16 protein-coding genes are annotated in these 19,801 nt (G+C 65.2%); 13 read left to right on the top strand and 3 right to left on the bottom strand.

Translation table 11 applies throughout. From position 1 onward, the window contains the following. The first annotated feature begins 27 nt into the window (after positions 1–27). Together J3U95_RS13705 and J3U95_RS13700 are read left to right on the top strand one after the other, a co-directional pair. The gene (locus J3U95_RS13705; protein ID WP_208279133.1) at positions 28–1,164 is read left to right on the top strand and encodes a phospholipase A; all 1,137 of its coding nucleotides are present in this window, start codon (positions 28–30) and stop codon (positions 1,162–1,164) included. A gap of 40 nt (positions 1,165–1,204) precedes the next feature. Further along, positions 1,205–2,203, top strand: coding sequence for a fumarylacetoacetate hydrolase family protein (locus J3U95_RS13700; protein WP_208279132.1), 999 nt, complete (start codon positions 1,205–1,207; stop codon positions 2,201–2,203). A 114-nt stretch (positions 2,204–2,317) separates the two neighbouring features. On the opposite strand, the gene J3U95_RS13695 is transcribed toward J3U95_RS13700, so the two are convergent. Further along, the gene (locus J3U95_RS13695; RefSeq protein ID WP_229519829.1) at positions 2,318–3,397 is read right to left on the bottom strand and encodes a hypothetical protein; all 1,080 of its coding nucleotides are present in this window, start codon (positions 3,395–3,397) and stop codon (positions 2,318–2,320) included. Positions 3,398–3,797: 400 nt separating this feature from the next. Between J3U95_RS13695 and J3U95_RS13690 the strand changes: the two genes are divergently transcribed. The 3 genes from J3U95_RS13690 (at position 3,798) to flhA (ending at position 8,523) form a co-directional block, all read left to right on the top strand. Beyond that, complete coding sequence (locus tag J3U95_RS13690; protein WP_229519828.1) at positions 3,798–5,084, top strand: MraY family glycosyltransferase; 1,287 nt, start codon at positions 3,798–3,800, stop codon at positions 5,082–5,084. A 124-nt stretch (positions 5,085–5,208) separates the two neighbouring features. Beyond that, positions 5,209–6,384, top strand: coding sequence for a flagellar biosynthesis protein FlhB (gene flhB / locus J3U95_RS13685; RefSeq protein ID WP_208279129.1), 1,176 nt, complete (start codon positions 5,209–5,211; stop codon positions 6,382–6,384). A 21-nt stretch (positions 6,385–6,405) separates the two neighbouring features. Then, a complete protein-coding gene (gene flhA, locus J3U95_RS13680) occupies positions 6,406–8,523 on the top strand; it encodes a flagellar biosynthesis protein FlhA (protein WP_208279128.1) in 2,118 nt (705 codons plus the stop codon). Between the two features lie 29 nt (positions 8,524–8,552). On the opposite strand, the gene J3U95_RS13675 is transcribed toward flhA, so the two are convergent. Beyond that, a complete protein-coding gene (locus J3U95_RS13675; protein ID WP_208279127.1) occupies positions 8,553–8,903 on the bottom strand; it encodes a hypothetical protein in 351 nt (116 codons plus the stop codon). A 265-nt stretch (positions 8,904–9,168) separates the two neighbouring features. Between J3U95_RS13675 and flhF the strand changes: the two genes are divergently transcribed. The 6 genes from flhF (at position 9,169) to J3U95_RS13645 (ending at position 14,227) form a co-directional block, all read left to right on the top strand. Further along, entirely contained in the window at positions 9,169–10,548 is a 1,380-nt protein-coding gene (flhF, locus tag J3U95_RS13670) for a flagellar biosynthesis GTPase FlhF (RefSeq protein ID WP_208279126.1), read from the top strand. Beyond that, positions 10,541–11,362: a MinD/ParA family ATP-binding protein gene (locus J3U95_RS13665; protein WP_208279125.1), complete on the top strand. Its 822-nt coding sequence runs from the start codon at positions 10,541–10,543 to the stop codon at positions 11,360–11,362. The genes flhF and J3U95_RS13665 overlap by 8 nt, the downstream gene beginning before the upstream one ends. 46 nt (positions 11,363–11,408) lie before the next feature. Then, entirely contained in the window at positions 11,409–12,137 is a 729-nt protein-coding gene (locus tag J3U95_RS13660) for an RNA polymerase sigma factor FliA (protein ID WP_005665822.1), read from the top strand. Continuing rightward, positions 12,119–12,862: a flagellar motor protein gene (locus J3U95_RS13655; protein ID WP_109346662.1), complete on the top strand. Its 744-nt coding sequence runs from the start codon at positions 12,119–12,121 to the stop codon at positions 12,860–12,862. The genes J3U95_RS13660 and J3U95_RS13655 overlap by 19 nt, the downstream gene beginning before the upstream one ends. A gap of 15 nt (positions 12,863–12,877) precedes the next feature. Next, positions 12,878–13,633, top strand: coding sequence for a flagellar motor protein MotD (motD, locus tag J3U95_RS13650; RefSeq protein WP_208279124.1), 756 nt, complete (start codon positions 12,878–12,880; stop codon positions 13,631–13,633). Between the two features lie 90 nt (positions 13,634–13,723). Further along, a complete protein-coding gene (locus J3U95_RS13645; RefSeq protein WP_208279123.1) occupies positions 13,724–14,227 on the top strand; it encodes a hypothetical protein in 504 nt (167 codons plus the stop codon). A gap of 65 nt (positions 14,228–14,292) precedes the next feature. Here J3U95_RS13645 and J3U95_RS13640 read toward each other — a convergent pair whose 3' ends face one another. Then, entirely contained in the window at positions 14,293–15,342 is a 1,050-nt protein-coding gene (locus J3U95_RS13640; protein WP_208279122.1) for a M35 family metalloendopeptidase, read from the bottom strand. Positions 15,343–15,651: 309 nt separating this feature from the next. Here J3U95_RS13640 and J3U95_RS13635 point away from each other — a divergent pair, with 309 nt between their 5' ends. Together J3U95_RS13635 and J3U95_RS13630 are read left to right on the top strand one after the other, a co-directional pair. Beyond that, complete coding sequence (locus J3U95_RS13635) at positions 15,652–18,276, top strand: EAL domain-containing protein (RefSeq protein ID WP_208279121.1); 2,625 nt, start codon at positions 15,652–15,654, stop codon at positions 18,274–18,276. A gap of 69 nt (positions 18,277–18,345) precedes the next feature. After that, positions 18,346–19,791, top strand: a complete 1,446-nt coding sequence (locus J3U95_RS13630; protein WP_208279120.1) for a CHASE2 domain-containing protein — start codon at positions 18,346–18,348, stop codon at positions 19,789–19,791. Positions 19,792–19,801: the final 10 nt, after the last annotated feature.

The raw sequence follows: 19,801 nt of genomic DNA, 5'->3' as shown, positions 1-19,801 counted from the left end.
CGAACGTTTTGATATAGAACAATAAATATGCACGCTTATCGCCCGAGCCTTCCCCATACCATCGCCCTGATCCCACTCCTGCTGGCCTTGCCGGCATTGGCCCAGACCGCGCCGCAAACGCTGGCGGAATGCGCCGCCATCGCCGACGGCAGCCAGCGCCTGGCCTGCTTCGACGGCGTCGCCGCCAGCCAGGCCGCCGCTGCCGCCGGCACCGGTCCGGCCACGGCCGCCGTGGCCACGCCCACCACCCCGGCCGCCGTGCCGCCGGTGCCGACCACGCCGCCGGTGGCCGAGGGCGCCTTCGACGCGCCGCGTACCAGCGCGGTGGACCGCACCGCCTCGGTCGATCCGGTGGTGCAGGCCGCATCGCAGTACACGCTGAGCAGCCACTGGGAACTCGACGCGCGCGACAAGCGCGGCGTGTTCAAGTTCCGTCCGCACCGCCCGAGCTACCTGATGGCGACCCGTACCCACCGGCCGAACGAGGAGCCTTACCGCGACTTCCTGGACAGCGATCCGGATGCCGAAGGCCTGTCGAAGGCCGAGCTGGAATTCCAGCTCAGCTTCAAGATGAAGCTGGCCGAGACGCTGTTCGAGTCGCCGGTGGACGTCTGGTTCGGCTATACCCAGAACAGCTTCTGGCAGGCGGCCAACCACCGCGCTTCCAGCCCTTTCCGCGAAACCAATTACCAGCCTGAAGTGATGGCGGTGACGCCGCTCGACTTCGCGCTGGCGGGCGTCAACGTGCGCTTCCTGAACCTGGGCTTCGTGCACCAGTCGAATGGCCAGTCGTCGGAACTGTCGCGCAGCTGGAACCGGGTGTATGCCCAGCTGGGCCTGGAACGCGGTCCGCTGACGATGACGGCCAAGATGTGGAAGCGCATCAACGAGTCGAACGAGGATGACGACAATCCGGACATCGTCGACTACATGGGCCGCTTCGAACTGGAAGGCAATTACCGCCTGGGCGGCGGCCACGAGCTCTCGGCCATGGTGCGGCGTAACTTCAGCACCGACAAGGGCGCGGTCCAGCTTGGCTGGGCCTTCCCGCTGGCGGGCCCGGTCAAGGGCTATATCCACGCTTTCTCGGGCTACGGCCAGAGCATGATCGACTACAACTACTTCCAGCGTGTCCTCGGCGCCGGCGTGATCGTCAAGTACTGAACCGTATCGTAGAATGGCGGCCTCGAATCAGGAGGCCTCCATGAAACTCGCCACGCTCGACGACGGCACCCGTGACGGCCAGCTGGCCGTGGTGTCGCGCGACCTCAAGACCGCCCACGTCGCCGACGGCATCGCGCCCAGCCTGCGCGCCGCCCTCGACGACTGGGCCTTCATCGCGCCCCAGCTCGACGCCCTGTACCGCCAACTGAACGAGGGCAAGGCGCGCCGTCCCTTCGATTTCGACCCGGCCCGCTGCATGGCCCCGCTGCCGCGCGCCAGCGGGCGCGTGTCTGCCGCTACTTACCTGCATCACCATGAACTGGAACGCCGCGCCGCTGGCGCCGAATTGCCGGCGGCCTGGCGCGACACGCCGCCGCTGGCCTGGGCGGCAAGCGACGGCTTCCTCGGCCCGCGGCAAGAGCTGGTGCTGGCGCGCGAGGAGTGGGGCATCGATTTCGGCGCCGAACTGGCGGTCGTGAGCGGCGACCTGGCGCAGGGCGCGACGCCGGACGAGGCGAACGGCCAGATCCGCCTGCTGTTGCTGGCCAATGACGTCACCCTGCAGAACCTGGTGACGGATGAGCGGGCCGCCGGCCTGGGCCTGCTGCATGCGAAGCCGGCAACCGCTTTCGCGCCGGTGGCGGTGACGCCGGACGAGCTGGGCGAGGCCTGGCGCGGCGGCAAGGCCGCGCTGCCGCTGCGGGTGGTGTGGAACGGCAATCCGGTCGGGACGCTCGAGGCGGGCGAGGACATGGCCTTCAATTTCCCGCAATTGCTGGCGGCGCTGGCCGGCAGCCGCAAGGTCGCGGCGGGCACGATCGTCGGCACCGGCGTGGTGGCGAACCGCGCGACGCGCCGCCACACGCCGGGTTACGCCAGCATCGCCACGCAGCGCTGGCAGGAAATAATCGATGGCGGCGAAGCCGTCACCCAGTACCTGCGGTTCGGCGACACGGTGCGCATCGAGATGCTCGATGAGAACGGCAAATCGTTGTTCGGGGCGATCGAGCAGACGCTCAAGCATCCGCATTCGGCCTGAGACACCTGCACGTCGTCCCCGCGGAGGCGGGGACCTAAGTGCTGTCTGCGTTGCCGCGCTGCATGCAAGCTTGGGCCCCCGCCTCCGCGGGGACGACGTTCTGGCGGTAACGGTTCAAGGTTGCGCGTTCCAGAATGCGTCGTCCGCTTGCTTCCCACGTAATTCCACTTCGACCGGCCGGCTGATCCGGCGCAGCGCGTCGGCGCGCAGCAGCCGGCCGTCCGGCTCGTGCAGCCGGTACCACAGGAAGGCCACGCCGGACAGGGACAGGCGTTCGCCGCCGAACAGGTTGCCGCGCACCTGGGTCAAGCCTTCCAGCCGCAGGTCGACGTCCAGCACGAGGGCGCTGGCGCTGCGTTCGGCCTGGCCGAGGTAGCGCGCGGCGGTGAACAGGGGGCTTTTGTCGCTGGCCTCGCCCGCCCGTAAGCCCTCGGTGAAGGCGTCGACCGCCTTCAGCTGGGCCCTGGCGGCGGCCTCGACGGCCTGCAGTTCCTTCCTGAGCTCGCCCTTGGCGGCGTCGGCCAGCACTTCCAGCCGCGCCGCGTGCTGGGCCAGCACCGACCGTTCAGTCCCCACCAGCCTGACCCGCTCGAGCAGGCGGTCATGCCGCGCGATATCGAGTTCGCCCATATAGCCGCCGCTCAGTCCGGCGAGACGGGTGGGGCAGCTGCGCGCGAGCGCGCTGGCGAACAGGGCGCGCGCGCCGTCGCCATAGGCAATGCCGGTGAAGGTGGCGTCGCTCTTGAACAGGCTGGCCAGGTCGGCGCCGGCGCGTAGTAATACCGTGGGCGCCGTGAGCCAGATCAGCGGTATTGCCGGACGGCGGTCAGCCGATTGCGGAGTCTGCGCGTTAATGTAGCGTTGCAGTTCGAGATTGCGCTCGGCCAATTCCTGCGCGGTGCGTGCCAGGGCGCCGTCGACGGTGCGGGCCGCCACCACGCCCTGGCTGACGACCGGGTCGTACAGGGTGACCTGGCGGTCCTGGGGCAGGCCGGCGCAGACGTCAATCGCGAGTTCCAGCGCCAGGTCGAAGGCGCGCGCCAGGCCGGCGGCGCCGAACTTGCCCGCTTCGACGTTGCCGCTCAAGGCCTTGGCCTGGACCGGCGGCAGGCGCGCCAGCAGTTCGGCGCGTTCGGCCTCGGCCAGCGCCTGCCGGGTTTCCGCTTCCAGCAGGCGGGCCCGGGCTTCCAGCAATTCGGGGGAAGGGGCGTCCTGCGGCCGGGCCGTTCCCGGGTGTAGGGCGCTCAGGCATAACACAATGCAGGAAATGAAAGTTTGCGGCTTTCGATTATGTATGGCCATGGTTCACCTTATTTGTGAACGAGAAATAAATCTATCCAAATGTCACTGGAGAAAAGTGTAACAATTTGTCGAGAAATATTAGGAGAAGTTTCAGGGTGATTGATTGTCAGATCGCAATCTCCCTAGAATCGTCGAATTGTTCTTTCACAATCAAGGGCTTGCGTGACGGAACAGAGCATTTGTGACATTGGGATAGAATCCGTAGCCGAGCACGTTTGCCGGAAAATCAACAAGAAATGCGATAGAATTGACGAGTTAACAAAGTGGTTCTATGAGTATTAATAACCTTCCCATGGCCGGCCTCGAAATCGGCTTTGCCACATCGCTGATCTGCTCCCTCCTGCTCGTGTTCACAACACGCTGGCACGGGCGCTATTCGCTCGACGCGACGCGCGGTGTGCAGAAATTCCATATCACCCCGACCCCGCGCATCGGCGGCGCCGCCATCATGATCGGCCTGTGGATGGCGCTGGGCGTGCTGCCGCAGGCGCAGCAGGAACTGCTGCTGCCGGTGCTGGTGGCCGCCTTGCCGGCCTTCGTGTTCGGCCTGGCCGAAGACCTGACCCGCACCGTGTCGGTGCGCGCACGCCTGCTCGCGACCATGGCCAGCGGCGCGGTCTGCTGGTTCCTGACCGGCGTCACCCTGCAATACACCGGCCTGGCGCCGCTCGACGGCCTGCTGGGCTGGCTGCCGTTCTCGGTGCTGTTCACCGCCTTCGCGGTGGGCGGCGTGGCCAATGCGGTCAACATCATCGACGGTTTCAACGGCCTGGCCAGCGGCACGGTCGTGATCGGGCTGGCCACCCTGGGCCTGATCGCCCTGGGCGCTGGCGACGTCCACCTGGCCCAGCTGTGCTTCGTGATCTGCGCGGTGACCGCCGGCTTCTTCGTCGTCAATTTCCCGTTCGGTAAACTGTTCCTCGGCGACGGCGGCGCCTACTTGCTGGGCTTCCTGCTGGCCTGGCTGTCGGTGATGCTGGTCTACCGCAATCCGTCGGTCTCGGCCTGGGCGCCGCTGCTGGCCTGCGCCTATCCGGTCTTCGAAACCCTGTTCACCATCTGCCGCCGCCTGTGGTGCCGCCGCCATCCGGGCCATCCGGACAGCTGGCACCTGCACAGCCTGGTCAAGACGGCGATCACCGCGCGCTACCTGCGCATGCTGCCGGCGCCGCTGCGCAATGCCTGCGTGTCGCCGGTGTCGTGGAGCATCGCCCTGGTGCCAGCCGCGCTGGCCGTCAACCATGCGAACACGCCCGACGTGCTGATGCAGGGTGTGATCGCCAGCTTCGCGCTGTACCTGGTCGTGTACGGCCTGGTGGTCGCGGCCTGGCGCGCCCGCCGCCGCCTGCCTAACCATATCGCCACCCCGCTGGCGCCGGCCACTACGGCCACCGTCAAGGTGGTCAAGCCGGCGGTCGCCCCGATCGTCCCGATGTCCGCGCCGGTGATTTCTCCGGTGATTTCTCCGGTCATCGTGTCGGCCCGCGTCGCCAATCCGAGCGCGGCCAACCAGGCAGCGCCCTTGTCCGACCTCGGCCGCGAGCAGCCGGCACGAGCTTTCGTCCGCCGCCGCATGTAATGCCTACCGGCCGCAAAAGCGGTCGGTTTCTCCCTCTGTTTTCTTGCTAGCCGCACGGCAATTCCGGCGATAATTTCATTTGCGCGGTACAAAGGCGTATGTGAAATAGTTTGGCGGAGTAAGGATGTCGGAAGATAGCGACGCAGAGAAGACAGAAGACGCATCGCCCCGGAAGATCGAGAAGGCGCGCGAGGAAGGCGACGTTCCCCGGTCGCGGGAACTGGCCACCTTCACCGTCCTGATGACCGCCGGGGCTTGCCTCTGGGTCTTTGGCGGCATGCTCGTCGGTAAACTGAGCCTGGCGCTCAAGTCCGGCCTGTCGCTCGACCGCGAACAGGTCTTCAATCCCGCCATCCTGATCGAGCGCATCCTCAATGACCTGGTCGGCGTGCTGCTGGCCTGCCTGCCGATCGCCGGCGCCATCATGGTCATCGCCCTGGTCTCGCCGCTCTTGATCGGCGGCTGGCTGTTCTCGTCCAAGGCCTTCATGCCGAACTTCATGAAGCTGAACCCGATCAAGGGTATTGGCAATATGTTCTCGAAAAATGCCCTGGTCGAACTGTTCAAGGCGGTCGCCAAGACCATCGTGGTGGGCGTGGTGGCCTATATCGTGGTCAGCGGCCAGAAGGAGGCGATGCTCGGCTTGGCAGTCGAACCCCTCAACGAAAGCAGCGCCCACGTGGGCGCCATGATCGGCAAATCCTTCCTGTTCATCGTCGGCGCGCTGGGCTTCATCGCCCTGATCGACGGTCCTTACCAGTTATGGCACTGGAAAGACAAACTGAAAATGACGCGCCAGGAAATGATCCAGGAATCCAAGGAGTCGGACGGCAATCCTCAGATTAAGGGGAAGATTCGCCAGTTGCAGCGCGAAATGGCCCGCGGCCGGATGATGCAAAATGTACCTACTGCTGATGTGATCGTCACTAACCCGACCCACTATGCAGTGGCGCTGAAGTATACGGACGGCAAGGGCGCGCCAAGGGTCGTGGCCAAGGGCATCGACGACGTGGCCGCCAAGATCCGCGAGCTGGGCCAGGAACACAAGGTCACGCTGATGGAAGCCCCGGCCCTGGCCCGCGCCCTGTACAAGCATACCGATATCGACGACGAGATCCCGGAAAAGCTGTACTCGGCGGTGGCGGAAGTGCTGGCCTATGTCTACCAGCTGCGCGCCTACAGGAAGGGTGAAGGGGATTACCCGGATCGCCCGACGAAGTTGAAAGTGCCTGACGAGATGGACCCGCTGAACCCGGCGTCGCAGCAGCAAGCGCCGCCCACGCCAGGTGGACCGAATTGAACTGAACACGGAGTGAACTGAATGACCAACAGCATGAAACTGCCAGCCTGGATGAGCGGCCTCGGTGCACGAGGCGGCAAGGCGGCAGCCGCACCGATCCTGATCATCATGCTGCTGGCGATGATGATCCTGCCGTTGCCGGCCTTCGTGCTCGACGTGTTCTTCAGCTTCAATATCGCGCTGTCGATCATCGTGCTCTTGACCGCACTGTATACGGTCAAGCCGCTCGACTTCCTGGCCTTCCCGGCCATCCTGCTGGTCTCCACGATGTTGCGCCTGGCGCTCAATGTGGCTTCTACTCGAATTGTCCTGACCGAAGGCCACACCGGCGGCGCCGCCGCCGGCAAGGTCATCGAGGCCTTCGGCCACTTCCTGATCGGCGGTAACTACACCGTCGGTATCGTCGTCTTCATCATCCTCACCATCATCAACTTCTCGGTCGTAACCAAGGGCGCCGGCCGTATCGCCGAAGTCGGCGCACGCTTCGCCCTGGACGCGATGCCTGGTAAACAGATGGCGATCGACGCCGACCTGAACGCCGGCCTGATCGGCGAAGCCGAAGCCCGCAAGCGCCGCGCCGAAGTCAGCCAGGAAGCCGAATTCTACGGCGCCATGGACGGCGCCTCGAAATACGTGAAAGGCGACGCCGTCGCCGGTATCATGATTACCGTGATCAACATCGTCGGCGGCCTGATCGTCGGCGTGGTGATGCACGACCTGGCCTTCGGCGAAGCGACCAAGGTCTACACCCTGCTGGCCATCGGTGACGGCCTGGTGGCGCAGATTCCATCGCTGATCATCTCGATCGCGGCCGGTATGGTCGTGTCGCGCGTCGCCAACGACGAAGACGTGAGCTCGCAGCTGACCAACCAGCTGATGGCCAAGCCGGAAACGATGTACATCACCGCCGCCATCATCGGCGGCCTTGGCATGATCCCGGGCATGCCCAACCTGGTGTTCCTGGTGCTGGGCGGTTCGCTGGCCGGCGCCGGCTACCTGATCTCCAAGCGCCAGAAAACCGCGCCGGCCAGGGAAGAGGCGGCCGCCGCGGCTGCCGCCGACGCCACCGCCGCCAAGCAGGCGCCGGCCGAGAGCGAAGAAGCGACCTGGCAGGACGTCATGCCGGTCGACACCCTGGGCCTGGAAGTCGGCTACCGCCTGATCCCGCTGGTCGACAAGAACCAGGGCGGCGAGCTGCTCAAGCGCATCAAGGGCATCCGCAAGAAGTTCGCGCAAGAAGTGGGCTTCCTGGCGCCGCCGGTGCACATCCGCGACAACCTGGAACTGAAGCCATCGGCCTACCGCATCACCCTGAAGGGCGTGGAAGTGGGCAGCGGCGAAGCGCTGAACGGCCAGTTCCTGGCGATCAACCCGGGCATGGCCAGCGGCACCCTGCCTGGCCTGGTGACCACCGATCCGGCCTTCGGCCTGCCGGCCACCTGGATCGAAGCCGGGCTGCGCGACGAAGCGCAGAGCATGGGCTACACCGTGGTCGACGCCGGCACCGTCGTAGCGACCCACCTGAACCACCTGATCACGATGCACGCGTCGGAACTGCTGGGCCGCATGGAAGTGCAGGCGCTGCTGGACCACCTGGGCAAGGAAACGCCGAAGCTGGTCGAAGACCTGGTGCCGAAAGTCGTCTCGCTGTCGACCCTGCAGAAAGTGCTGCAGAACCTGCTGGTCGAAGGCGTGCACATCCGCGATATGCGCTCGATCATCGAGGCGCTGTCGGAGCACGCGAACATGACGCAGGATCCGTCGGAACTGACCGCCGTGGTGCGTGTGGCCCTGGGCCGCGCCATCGTCCAGCAGCTGTTCCCGGGCGAGAACGAGCTGGCGGTGATGACCCTGGACAACCGCCTCGAGCGTCTGCTGATGCAGGCGATGGGCGCCGGCGGCGACGGCACCGGCATCGAGCCGGGCCTGGCCGACACCATCGCCCAGCAGGCGGCCCATTCGGCCAACCAGCAGGAGCAGATGGGCCACACCCCGGTGCTGCTGGTGCCGGCCCCGCTGCGCGTGCTGCTGTCGCGCTTCCTGCGCCGCGCCGTGCCGCAGCTGAAGGTGCTGTCGCATGCGGAAGTGCCGGAGACCAAGACGATTCGTGTGACCAGCCTGGTCGGCGTGCCGATGTAAGGAAGGGCACTACTGCAAGAAGCGCCCGATCATTGCTTGGGCATGATCGTGCGCTCGACCTCCCCAAGGTCGGTAATGGTCACCAGCACATCCAGCGGCGTGTCGGAGTCGGCATGCAGGTAGAACTCGACGCCGCCTGGCCCGCCCTCGGAATCGTGCGGTCCGATATTGGTCACGTACACATTGGCCTGGCCCAGGTGGGGGTGGCCGGGAGAAGAATCGCGGGTAAAGGTCACAGCGCCCGGCCCAGCCCCACCGCTCCACTCGACAGCGGTGACCATGACGGCGGAGCGCTCGCACATCTTTTGCCAGTCCCAGTTGTAATTGCATCGCACGCGGCCCTGGACGTTGCGATACAACAGTCGAATAGATTTGACCATGGTCTCCTCCCTGCGCCATCGACACGTGACTTTGCCTACTTAGACCCTCCTGCAGGGGCAAAGATCGCCCACCCACAGACACCTTTTGACGACAATCCCGGCTTGTCACTCCGTTAAAAAGTATCGGTTTTACTGATTCCGTCGAAATAGACCATTTTCCCCATCCTTTTCCCCTGATGGTTTCCTGAGGGCATCGTCAATAATGCTTCCTATCGACAGGCATCGTGCCGTCACGCAGAACCCAGATTGAAGCGCGGAGAACCAGATGAAGGTTAAGAAATTTACGGCAGCAACTTCCCGAGATGCATTGCGCAAGGTGCGCGAAGCCCTGGGGCCGGATGCCGTCATTCTCTCCAACCGTCCAGTCGACGGCCAGGTCGAGATCCTGGCGCTGGACAACGATGACGTGGCCTCGCTGGCCGCGCCGGCCGTCGATTCGGAAATGGCCCAGCCAGCCCCGCAGCTGCAGCACTTCGAAGACCTGGCGCCGGCCCCTGCCGCCGCTCCCGCCTTCCTGTCGCGCCGCCTGCAGGACGCCGCCCCGGCCGCGCCAGCCGCGCCGATCGCGCCAGCCTACGCCGAGCCGGTCCCGACCTACGCCGAGCGCCGCGCCCCGAGCCCTGAGCCGGCGATCGACATGAGCGCCATGACCTCGATGATGAGCGCCGCCATCGCCCAGGCCAAGGAATCGGCCGCGGCCGAAATGAACGGCATGATGAGCGAGATCCGCGCCATGCGCGGCCTGATGGAAACCCAGCTGGCCGAACTGTCGTGGAACGCCACCGCCCAGCGCGAGCCGCAAAAGGCGACCGTGCTGCGCGAGATGCTGGCCGCCGGTTTCTCGGCCACCCTGGCGCGCTTCCTGATTGAAAAAATGCCGGCAACTAAGGATGCCGCGGAAGCGATGCGCTGGGTCAAGACCGTGCTGGCCCGTAACCTGACCACCATCGGCAACGAAGACGCGCTGCTGGAGCAGGGCGGCGTGTACGCCCTGGTCGGCCCGACCGGCGTCGGCAAGACCACCACCACCGCCAAGCTGGCCGCGCGCTGCGTGATGCGCCACGGCCCGGACAAGCTGGCCCTGATCACCACCGACGCCTATCGTATCGGCGGCCACGAACAACTGCGCATCTACGGCAAGATCCTGGGCGTGATGGTGCACTCGGTGAAGGATGAAGCCGACCTGCGCATCGCCCTGAAGGAATTGCGCAACAAGCACACCGTGCTGATCGACACCATCGGCATGTCGCAGCGCGACCACATGGTGGCCGAGCAGGTCGCCATGCTGTCCGGCTCGGGCGCCGACGTGAAGCGCCTGCTGTGCCTGAACTCGACCTCGACCAATGAGACGCTGAACGAAGTGGTGCGCGCCTACCAGGGCAGCGGCCTGCACGGCGCCATCATGACCAAGATGGACGAAGCCGCATCGATCGGCGGCGTGCTCGACGTCGTGATCCGCCAGAAGCTGAACCTGCACTACATCTCGAACGGCCAGCGCGTGCCGGAAGACCTGCACGTGGCCGACCGCGCCCTGCTGGTCGACCGCGCCTTCCGCAACCGCGGCAATGCAACTGCCGACGCAGACATGCCGCTGATGATGGCCGCTGCACAAACCGCTGGCGCACGCGAGGTGAACCTTGGCTAGTTTCGATTTCGACCAGGCCGAAGGCCTGCGTCGCATGCTGCAGGGCCCGCGTCCGCGCGTGGTCACCTTCCTCTCGGCCACGCCTGAAGACGACAAGGGCGCCATGCTGGTCAACCTGGGCGCCTCGCTGGCCCAGGCCGGCAACGACGTGCTGATCGTCGATGCCTGCGAAGTGGAATACGGCGTCGCGCGCCGGCTCGGCATGAACCGCAGCGCCTCGCTGCTGCAGGTGGCGCGCCAGGAAAGCGCATTGAACCAGGTGATCCGCCCGGCGCCGCAAGGCTTTTCGGTGGTGCCGATGGGCGCGCCCGAAACGGCGGCCGAGGCGCGCCGCCTGGGCAATACCTTCGACGTGCTGGCGCTGCAATCCGGCATCGTGATCGTCGACGCCGAGCTCGGCCCGGACGGCGATTTCCCGGTCGCCTCGATGGTTGAATCCGAGATCGTGGTGCAGGTGTCCACCAGCGCGGCGTCGATCACGAATGCCTATTCGCTGGTCAAGCGGCTGTCGCAGCAACTGGGGCGCCGCCCCTTCGGTATCCTTGTTACCGGTGCGACAGAGGCTGAGGCCAAGGTGGTATACGATAATATGTCAGCAGCAGCAACACGTTACCTTGCCGTCAAGCTCAGTTTCATGGGCTCGGTGCCGGCCGACGAGTACCTGCACCGGGCCGCGCGCCTGGGCCGGGCCGTGGTCGACGCCTTCCCGCTGGCCGGCGCGTCGGTGGCGTTTCGCCAGCTGGCAGGCAAGTTCGCGCTGCACGCCATGCCGCCGTTCGGCAAGCAGGGGAGCGCGGCCCACTTCGGTTCGTAATCGACATCGGCAATAGAAGACACGTAGAGAGAAGACTTACACCAGCATGTACACGGTCAAAGGGAAAGCGGACAAGAATTCTTTGCTGACGGAGCATATGCCGTTGGTAAAGCGCCTTGCCCACCACATGAAGGCCAAGCTGCCGCCTTCGGTGGAAGTGGATGACCTGGTGCAAGCCGGCATGATCGGCCTGCTGGATGCCATCAACCGCTACGAAGACAACCACGGCGCGCAGTTCGAGACCTATGCGGTGCTGCGCATCCGCGGCGCCATGCTCGACGAGCTGCGCAGCAGCGACTGGATGCCGCGCAGCACGCGCCAGAACATGCGCAAGGTCGAGACCGCGATGCACGAGCTGCAGCAGCGCCTGGGCCGGCCGCCGAGCGAATCCGAGGTGGCCAAGTCGCTCAAGCTCTCGCTCGAGGATTACCAGGAAATGCTGGCCGACTCGGGCGGCCACCAGCTGGTCTATTACGAAGATTTTCATGACGACGACGGCGACGGCAACTTCCTCGACCGCTACGCGGTGGACGACAGCGACCCCTTGCGCGGCCTGATGGAAACCGACTTCCGCCACGCGGTGATCGAGGCCATCGACAACCTGCCGCCGCGCGAGAAGCTCTTGATGGGCTTGTATTACGAAGAGGAGCTGAACCTGAAGGAAATCGGCGCCGTCATGGGCGTCTCCGAATCGCGGGTGTCGCAGCTGCACACCCAAGCCGTCGCGCGCCTGCGCACCACCTTGCGAGAGCATATATGGACTGGGCCAGCGTAGGCGGCCTGGTGCTGGCGATCGCCGGCATCTTCCTCGGCTACACGCTCGACGGCGGCAGGTTTGCATCGCTGATGCAACCGGCCGCCTTCGCCATTGTCGTCGTCGGCACCTTCGGCGCCGTGCTGCTGCAGAGCGAGCCGCGCACCTTCCTGCGCGGCCTCGGCATGCTGCGCTGGGTGTTCGTGCCGCCAAAGAACGGGCGCCAGAAGCTGTCGCGCGATATCACCCTGTGGAGCCAGACGGCGCGCCGCGACGGTCTGCTGTCGCTGGAACAATACATGAACAAGGCCGACCCGTTCGTGGCCAAGGGCCTGCGGCTGGTGGTGGACGGCATCGCGCCGGATAAACTGCGCAGCCTGCTCGAGCACGAGATCAACGGCTATGAATTCGCCCAGCGGCAGGCGGCGCGCATCTGGGAATCGGCGGCCGGCTATGCGCCGACGATCGGCATCCTGGGCGCCGTGCTGGGCCTGATCCACGTGATGGAAAACCTGTCCGACCCGGCGCGCCTGGGTTCCGGCATCGCGGTCGCTTTTGTGTCGACCGTGTATGGCGTCGGCCTGGCCAACCTGTTCTTCTACCCGGTCGGCAACAAGCTCAAGGCGATCGTCAACGACCGGGTCTCGCAGTACGAGATCCTGGCCGAAGTCTTCGCCGACCTGGCCAGCGGCGACCACGGCCGCGTGGTCGACGAGCGCGTCGCCAGCCTGCTGGCGCGCCACTGAGCGGGGACCCAGGTCATGGCCCGCAAGCGCTACGACGACGACGTCCCGCAGGAACACCACGAGCGCTGGCTGATCTCCTACGCCGACCTGATCACCTTGCTGTTCGCCTTCTTCGTGGTGATGTACGCGATCTCGATCGTCAACGAGGGCAAGTACCAGGTGCTGTCGGACGCCCTGGGCGACGCCTTCGGCGGCCGCGGCGCGGCGACCCAGGTGAATACCAACGTCGAGCCGGTGCTGCCGCTGTCGCACATCATCAACCGCAAGCGCAACGAGGCCGCGCGCCGCGAGCAGGAGCGCATGGGCGTGATGGCGCGCGAGCTGTCGGCGACCCTGCTGCCGCTGGTGAAATCGGGCCAGGTGCGGGTGACCCAGAACGCGCGCGGCATCAGCGTCGAGATCAATGCGAGCGTGCTGTTCGAGCAGGGCCAGGCCTTGCTCGACCCCGAAGCGCGCGAGGTGCTGGGCGCCGTGGCCGGCCTCTTGAAGGAAGATACCCACCGCATCGAGGTCGAGGGCCATACCGACGACGTGCCGATCGCCAGCCCGGTGTATCCGTCGAACTGGGAACTGTCGACCGCGCGCGCATCGAGCGTGGTGCGGCTGTTCATCGACAACGGCCTGCCGCCGGCGCGGCTGTCGGCGATCGGTTTTGCCGACACGCGGCCGGTGGCGCCGAATACCGACATCGCCGGGCAGACCCGCAACCGGCGGGTGGCGGTGACCATCCTGGCGGCCTTGCCTGAAACAGGCGGTAACATACTGCCCTGAACTGTAGCGACGACTCGTGTCATAATCGGAAGACCGTTGTCGCGTCCGCGGCGGCGTGTTGTCAAGTGGCCCATCCCGGAAGGAGGCGAGATGCATGTCAAACGAAGCATGCCAGCAGCTGTGCTGGCGACCTTGCTGGCGCTGGGCGGCCTGGTCGGCGCGGTCAAGGCCGTGGAGGCCAAGGTGAACGTGCATCACCGGCTCGAGGTGGAGACCGGCGCCAAGTCGGTCAAGGTGCGGGTGCTGATCGAGAACCGCGGCGACCAGTCGGTATGGATCCCGCGCGAGATCGCCCTGGGCGACGACCTGACCGCCCCGCGCTTCAACCTGCGCACGCCCGGGGAAGAAGTGGCCTACACCGGCCGCATGGTCAAGCGCGCCGCGCCGGGCCCGGCCGATTACCTCGAGGTCAAGCCGCAGACCACCCACCTGAACACGATCGACATCACCCAGGCCTACGCCTTCAAGCCGGGACAGCACAGCTACGAGATCCGCTATGCGGGGCCGTGGCTGAGTAGCCTGGGCAAGCTCGATGCGGCCAGCATCAAGAGCAGTCCGGCGATTCCGGTGAAGTTTTCGTTTACGCAGCGGTAACGCTGATCGTGGGGTGGACGGCTTGCCGTCCACCCCACGTGCATCGACGATGCGACGTCCGGCCATCATTGCTGCACCTGCGTATTCTCCCCAAAATACTCATGTGAATCGGCGTTGTTGATCGCCCGTTCCGGCGCCGATCTCGCCAGTTCGGCGGCGCCGGCCTGGCCGTACACGTGGTCGTCGGTCGCCGCCACCACGTCGAAATGGCTGAGCTCATGCAGCAGGGTGCCGCCGCGCGAATCGGTGCCGGTCACGGCCGCGGCCCAGAACGCCCGGCACACCCACACGGTGTACGGCCGCGCCGGATACACATAGGCGAAATACGGCTCGTCGCAATCGCAATCGATCTTGACCGGCTTGTTCTCGAACGCGTCCTTGATGGCCGTGAAATTGCTGGTGACCTTGGCGCCGCGCGCGGCGTCCAGCGCGCCGAACCAGGTGGTGTAGCGCTCGCCATACTGCTTGCCAGACGTCAGATAGGCGTGGCTGTCGGCCGTCATCGCGCGTCCCGCATCCATCGCCGTCACCAATTGCTCCTGCTGGGCGTTCGAGCAGTTGGCGTAGCTCAGGCCGGCGCCGCCCGGTTCCGGCGCCATGCCGGCCGGCTTGGCGCCGCGCGGCAGGCGGCCGTCGACCCAGATGCTGACCGGCTTCGACACCAGTTCGCCGACCACCGGCTGGATACCGGCGCCCGGCGCCGGCATGGCCGCGCTGTGGTAGCGGATCGTGTAGCTGCCGGTCACGCTCATCTCGTACACCCGCGACAGCTCCACCGTCTTGCTGAGCGAGGCGCCGGGATCCAGGCGCACGTAGTCCGACGGGCCGGGCGCCGCGCGCTTGATGCGCCGGCCGAGGTAGCGCACCGGCTGGCCGTCGCGGCGCACTTCGAACAAGGGCGCTTCCACCCCATCCAGCGGCGTGCGCCAGCGCAGCAGGTGCTGGGTGGCGCCGGACGAATTGGTGAGGGTGACGCGCACCATCACGTCGTCGCCACGCTCGACGGTGGGCTTCACCGGGGTGACGGTGACGTCGACGGCGGCCGCGGCGCTGCATGCAAGCGACAGCACCAGGGCCGCGACGGCGGCCGACGGAAGGATAGGGTAGGGGGACATGGCAGGCTCCTGAAATGATGGCGATTCCCCACTGTCACCCCATCCATGCGCTGCATCTTGCGCTGGTGCAACGTCCATCGCTTCTCTACTTAAACCAGGTTAATGGGCTGGCGGACACTAAGACAAATAAACAACAGATCACTAATAAGTGACAGACCGCCAGGAAGCTATTTGCTATCATGCAACTAAGATATCCAGCAGGTTATTAATTCTTGGTCAAGACGATTGGCCAGAGGCGTTTCCCATGAATACCCAGACGAGCAGTGGTACGACCAGGTCGGTGCGGTTCTTGCAGGCGCGGAGGACGGCATGAGGGAAACCCGGGAAATGATCGACGCCCTCGCACGAGAGATCGGCCTGGACGACGAGGAAATCGCGGCGCGCCGGAGTTTTCTGCAATTCGACGAGCGCGACGCCGCCGTCCTGCGCGAGGTGCACGAGCTGCTGGACCAGGAGCGCGACACCTTCTCCGACAGTTTTTACGCGCACCTGCTGGCCTTCCCGCGCATGCGCGAGCTGCTGGCCGACAGCGAGACCACGGCGCGCCTGCGGCGCGCGCAGGCCGGCTATTTCAGCAGCCTGACGTCCGGCGACTACGGCGCGGCCTACATCCACGAGCGCCTGCGCGTGGGCGCGGCCCACCAGCGCATCGGGCTCGACCCGAAATGGTATATCGGCGCCTACCGCAAATACCTGTCCGAACTATCCAGCATGCTGTGGCAGAAGCTGCACCATGACCCGGTGCGTTTCATCGAAGCCTGGGATGCGGTGCTGAAGGTGGTCTGCTTCGACATGGGGCTGGCGCTCGACACCTATGCCCACGCCGACCAGCGCAATGTGCGCCAGAACCGCGACTACCTGGAACAGGTGATCGACGGCATGCCGGCCGGCCTGGTGGTGGTGGACGCCGACCGCAAGGTACGCTCGATGAACCGCACGATGGCCGACCTGATCGGCGCGCCCGAAGAAGCCGCCGCGGCCGGGCGCCCGCTCGAGGAATGGCTGCCCGCCCCCGAGCTGGCGGCACGCGTCGACGAGGCGCTGCACACCGGCGCACCGCAAGACAATGTGCTGGTGACGCTGGACGGCCGCGCCGACGGCGTGCGCTACGTCGAGTTCAACATCCGCCGCACCCAACAGGCCGGCGGCCACATGCTGCTGTTGATCGGCCAGGACATCACCTTCCGCCGCAAGGCGCGCCTGCGCCTGCAGGAGAGCGAGGAATTCTTCCGGCTCACCTTCAGCCAGGCCGCGGTGGGCATCGTGCTGCTGGGCCCGGACGGACGCCTGCTGCGCGTGAACCGCAAGATGGCGCAGATCCTGGGCTTTAGCGAGGTGGAGCTGCTGCAGCGCTTCTTCCAGCAGCTGACCTATGAAGACGACTTGCCCGACGAGCTGGCGCTGATCAAACGCCTGCGCGCCGGAGAAATCGGCGACTACCAGCGCGAGCGGCGCCTGCTGCGGCGCGACGGCACGCCGATCTGGGTGAACATCAGCGTCTCGATGATGCGCGACGCCAACGGCAACCAGCGCTTCATCTCGGTGGTCGAGGACATCTCGCGCCGCAAGAGCGCCGAAGAAGCGCTGCTGCGCATGGCCAACCACGACGCCCTGACCGGCCTGCCGAACCGGGTGCTGCTGCAGGACCGCCTGGCGCAAGCCATCGTGCACGCGCACCGCGCCGGCACGCAGGTGGCGGTGATGTTCATCGACCTGGACCGCTTCAAGCATGTGAACGACAGCCTGGGCCACGACGCCGGCGACAAGATGATCGTCGAGATCGCGCGCCGCCTGGCGAGCAGCCTGCGCGAGAGCGACACGGTGGCGCGCCAGGGCGGCGACGAATTCGTGGTGGTGCTGCCCGAGCTGGCGGGCGAAACCGACGCCGCCAAGGTGGCGCAAAAACTGCTGGATAATCTGTTCCAGCCGCTGCTGCTGTGCGGCCAGGAAGTCTTCCCGACCGGCTCGATCGGCATCGCGATGTACCCGCGCGACGGCCTGGACGCCGCGACCCTGCTCAAGTGCGCCGACAGCGCGATGTACCAGTCAAAAGGTACGGGCGGCAACCACTACAGTTTCTACGTGGCCGACATGGGCGCCCAGTCGGTGGAGCACCTGCGCATGGAAGGCGCGCTGCAGCGCGCGCTGCAGCGGCAGGAATTCCTGCTGCACTACCAGCCGGTGGTGGACATCGCGACCGGCAACGTGAGCGGCGTGGAAGCGCTGCTGCGCTGGAAGCCGCACGGCCAGCCGATGGTGGCGCCGTCCGACTTCATCCCGCTGGCCGAGGAGACCGGGCTGATCGTCCCGATCGGCGAATGGGTGCTGGAAACCGCGATGGCGCAGCAGGTGGCCTGGCTGCGCCGCGGCCTGCCGCCGGTGCGCGTGAGCGTGAACCTCTCGGCGCGCCAGTTCCTGGGCCAGGACGTGGCCCAGCGCGTGGCCGCGCTGCTGGCGAAAACCGGCTGCGATCCGCGCTGGCTGACGCTGGAGATCACCGAGAGCGTGCTGATGCAGAACCCGGCCGCCGCCGCCGAGACCATGGCCAGGCTGGCGAACATGGGCGTGCAGCTGGCAATCGACGATTTCGGGACCGGGTATTCGAGCCTGGCGAGCTTGAAGCGCTTCCCGATCCACAGCCTGAAGATCGACCGCTCCTTCGTGAGAGACCTGACCCAGGACGCGGACGACGCCGCGATCGTCAATGCGGTGATCGCGCTGGCGCATTCGATGAAGCTGAACGTGATCGCGGAAGGGGTGGAGACGTCGGAGCAGTTGGCCTTTTTGCACGAGCATGGGTGCGATCAGATGCAGGGGTATTGTTTCAGCAGGCCGGTGGAGCCGCAGGGGATCGAGGCGTTGTTGAAGGCGGCGGAGGCGCTTGATTGCAACTCTAAGGTAAACGGCCCAAAACGAGATTTTTGTATCAAATAAACAACTTGATATTTGTCAACATTCCAATTTGATGGCATGCTTGGCAAACATTTTTCCCTCGAGAATTAATTGAAACTTTCCGGCACCAGGAAATGGGCGGGCATACTCATGGAGTGCGCAATAGCGCTCGCTACGGGCTGCCTGCTTGCGTTTTTTCTGCAATGGCTGTTCGGAGAGGAGTTCTCGACTCGCGAACAAGCCAGGGTCTATGCACCTATAGCGGGAGCAGAATATGGCGACGGCAGACGCGACGATATCCGTGTTCTCCTGATCGACGATGCGGCATTGGCTGCAGCGGGGCAGGTCTGGCCGGCGCGTTACTCCTATTCCGCCAGGTTGCTCGGCGCGATCGCGTTGTACAAGCCGAAAGCGGTTTTTGTGGACGTGTATTTCAGCGCATTGCGCGACGACCCCAGTCTGCCCGCCTTGCTGCGTGCGCTTTGCGCGATGCGCGAGCAGGGGATTCCCCTGTTTATGGCAAGTGTGCAAAATGGCGCTGGGCACTACGCACTACGACCTGAAATCGATGCCCTGGCTGGGAATTGCTTCGACAAGGTCGGGATCGAGTTCATGCCGGACGAGATCGACCGCGTCGCGTGGAATTATCAGTTGACAGTCGGGCGCAACAGCAACGTTGCAGCGCCGATGGACAGCGCGGCGCTTGCCTTGTACCGAGCGGCAGGCGGCGCGCCGGTAAGCGTGGACCAGCGTCCGCTGGCGCTGACCTGGGGTAGCCGCTCTGTCACCCGCGGCCTTGCCTGGCTGGACAGCGCCTCCCCCGATGCGGCAACCTATTGCCGGTCTTCGGCAGGCGTGGGCGAGCTTATGCCACCGGGATTGCTGAACGCTTTTTATGGTGATGCAGAAAAGCCTTTGTGTGTATTCCACGAGACCTTATACGCCGGAGAACTTGCCAACACGACGCCAGAGCGGGAGGCGAGCCTGCGCCACGATATTGAAGGAAAAATTGTCCTGGTTGGGTTGGGCACCACGGATTCAGGCGATTTCGTCCATTCACCTTTGCATGGACGTATCCCCGGCGTCTTTTTGCATGCGATGGCACTGGACAATTTGCTGACCCATGGCGAAGACTACCCGCGTCACATGAGCCTGCGGTATGACCGCTCCCAAGCACCGTTATTCCTGTTTCTGTTCATCTGCATGACCAGCATGGTTCTTGTGTCCAGACTGCTTCGACCCTGGATCGAGCGGCAGGCCGGGGAAAAGATACTGAGTAACCCTGTCGAGTTCGTCGTAAGCCATCCACGCCTGCAACAGGGCAGGCTGGCGCCGCTCGCCAGGCTTGGCGTCCTGCTGTTGATTTGGGTGGTGCGCCCGTGCGCCATCGTCGCCGCCGGCTACGCGATGGTGTGGGTCGGCCAGCATTATTTTGGATTGGGCGTGCTTTCCGTCGTCGGCATCATTTTTCTTACGCTGGTTGCAGAGTGGTTCGAACTCAACCAAAAGATTCGACGCTGCCTTGCGCCAGGGGCGAAAACCGAACAATCTTCCTGAACGATCGATA

The organism is Massilia oculi (genome assembly GCF_017582745.1).
Lineage (GTDB): Bacteria > Pseudomonadota > Gammaproteobacteria > Burkholderiales > Burkholderiaceae_D > Telluria > Telluria oculi_A.
Note: the sequence above shows the minus strand (reverse complement) of the source record. Positions and strands in the feature narration are given on the sequence as shown.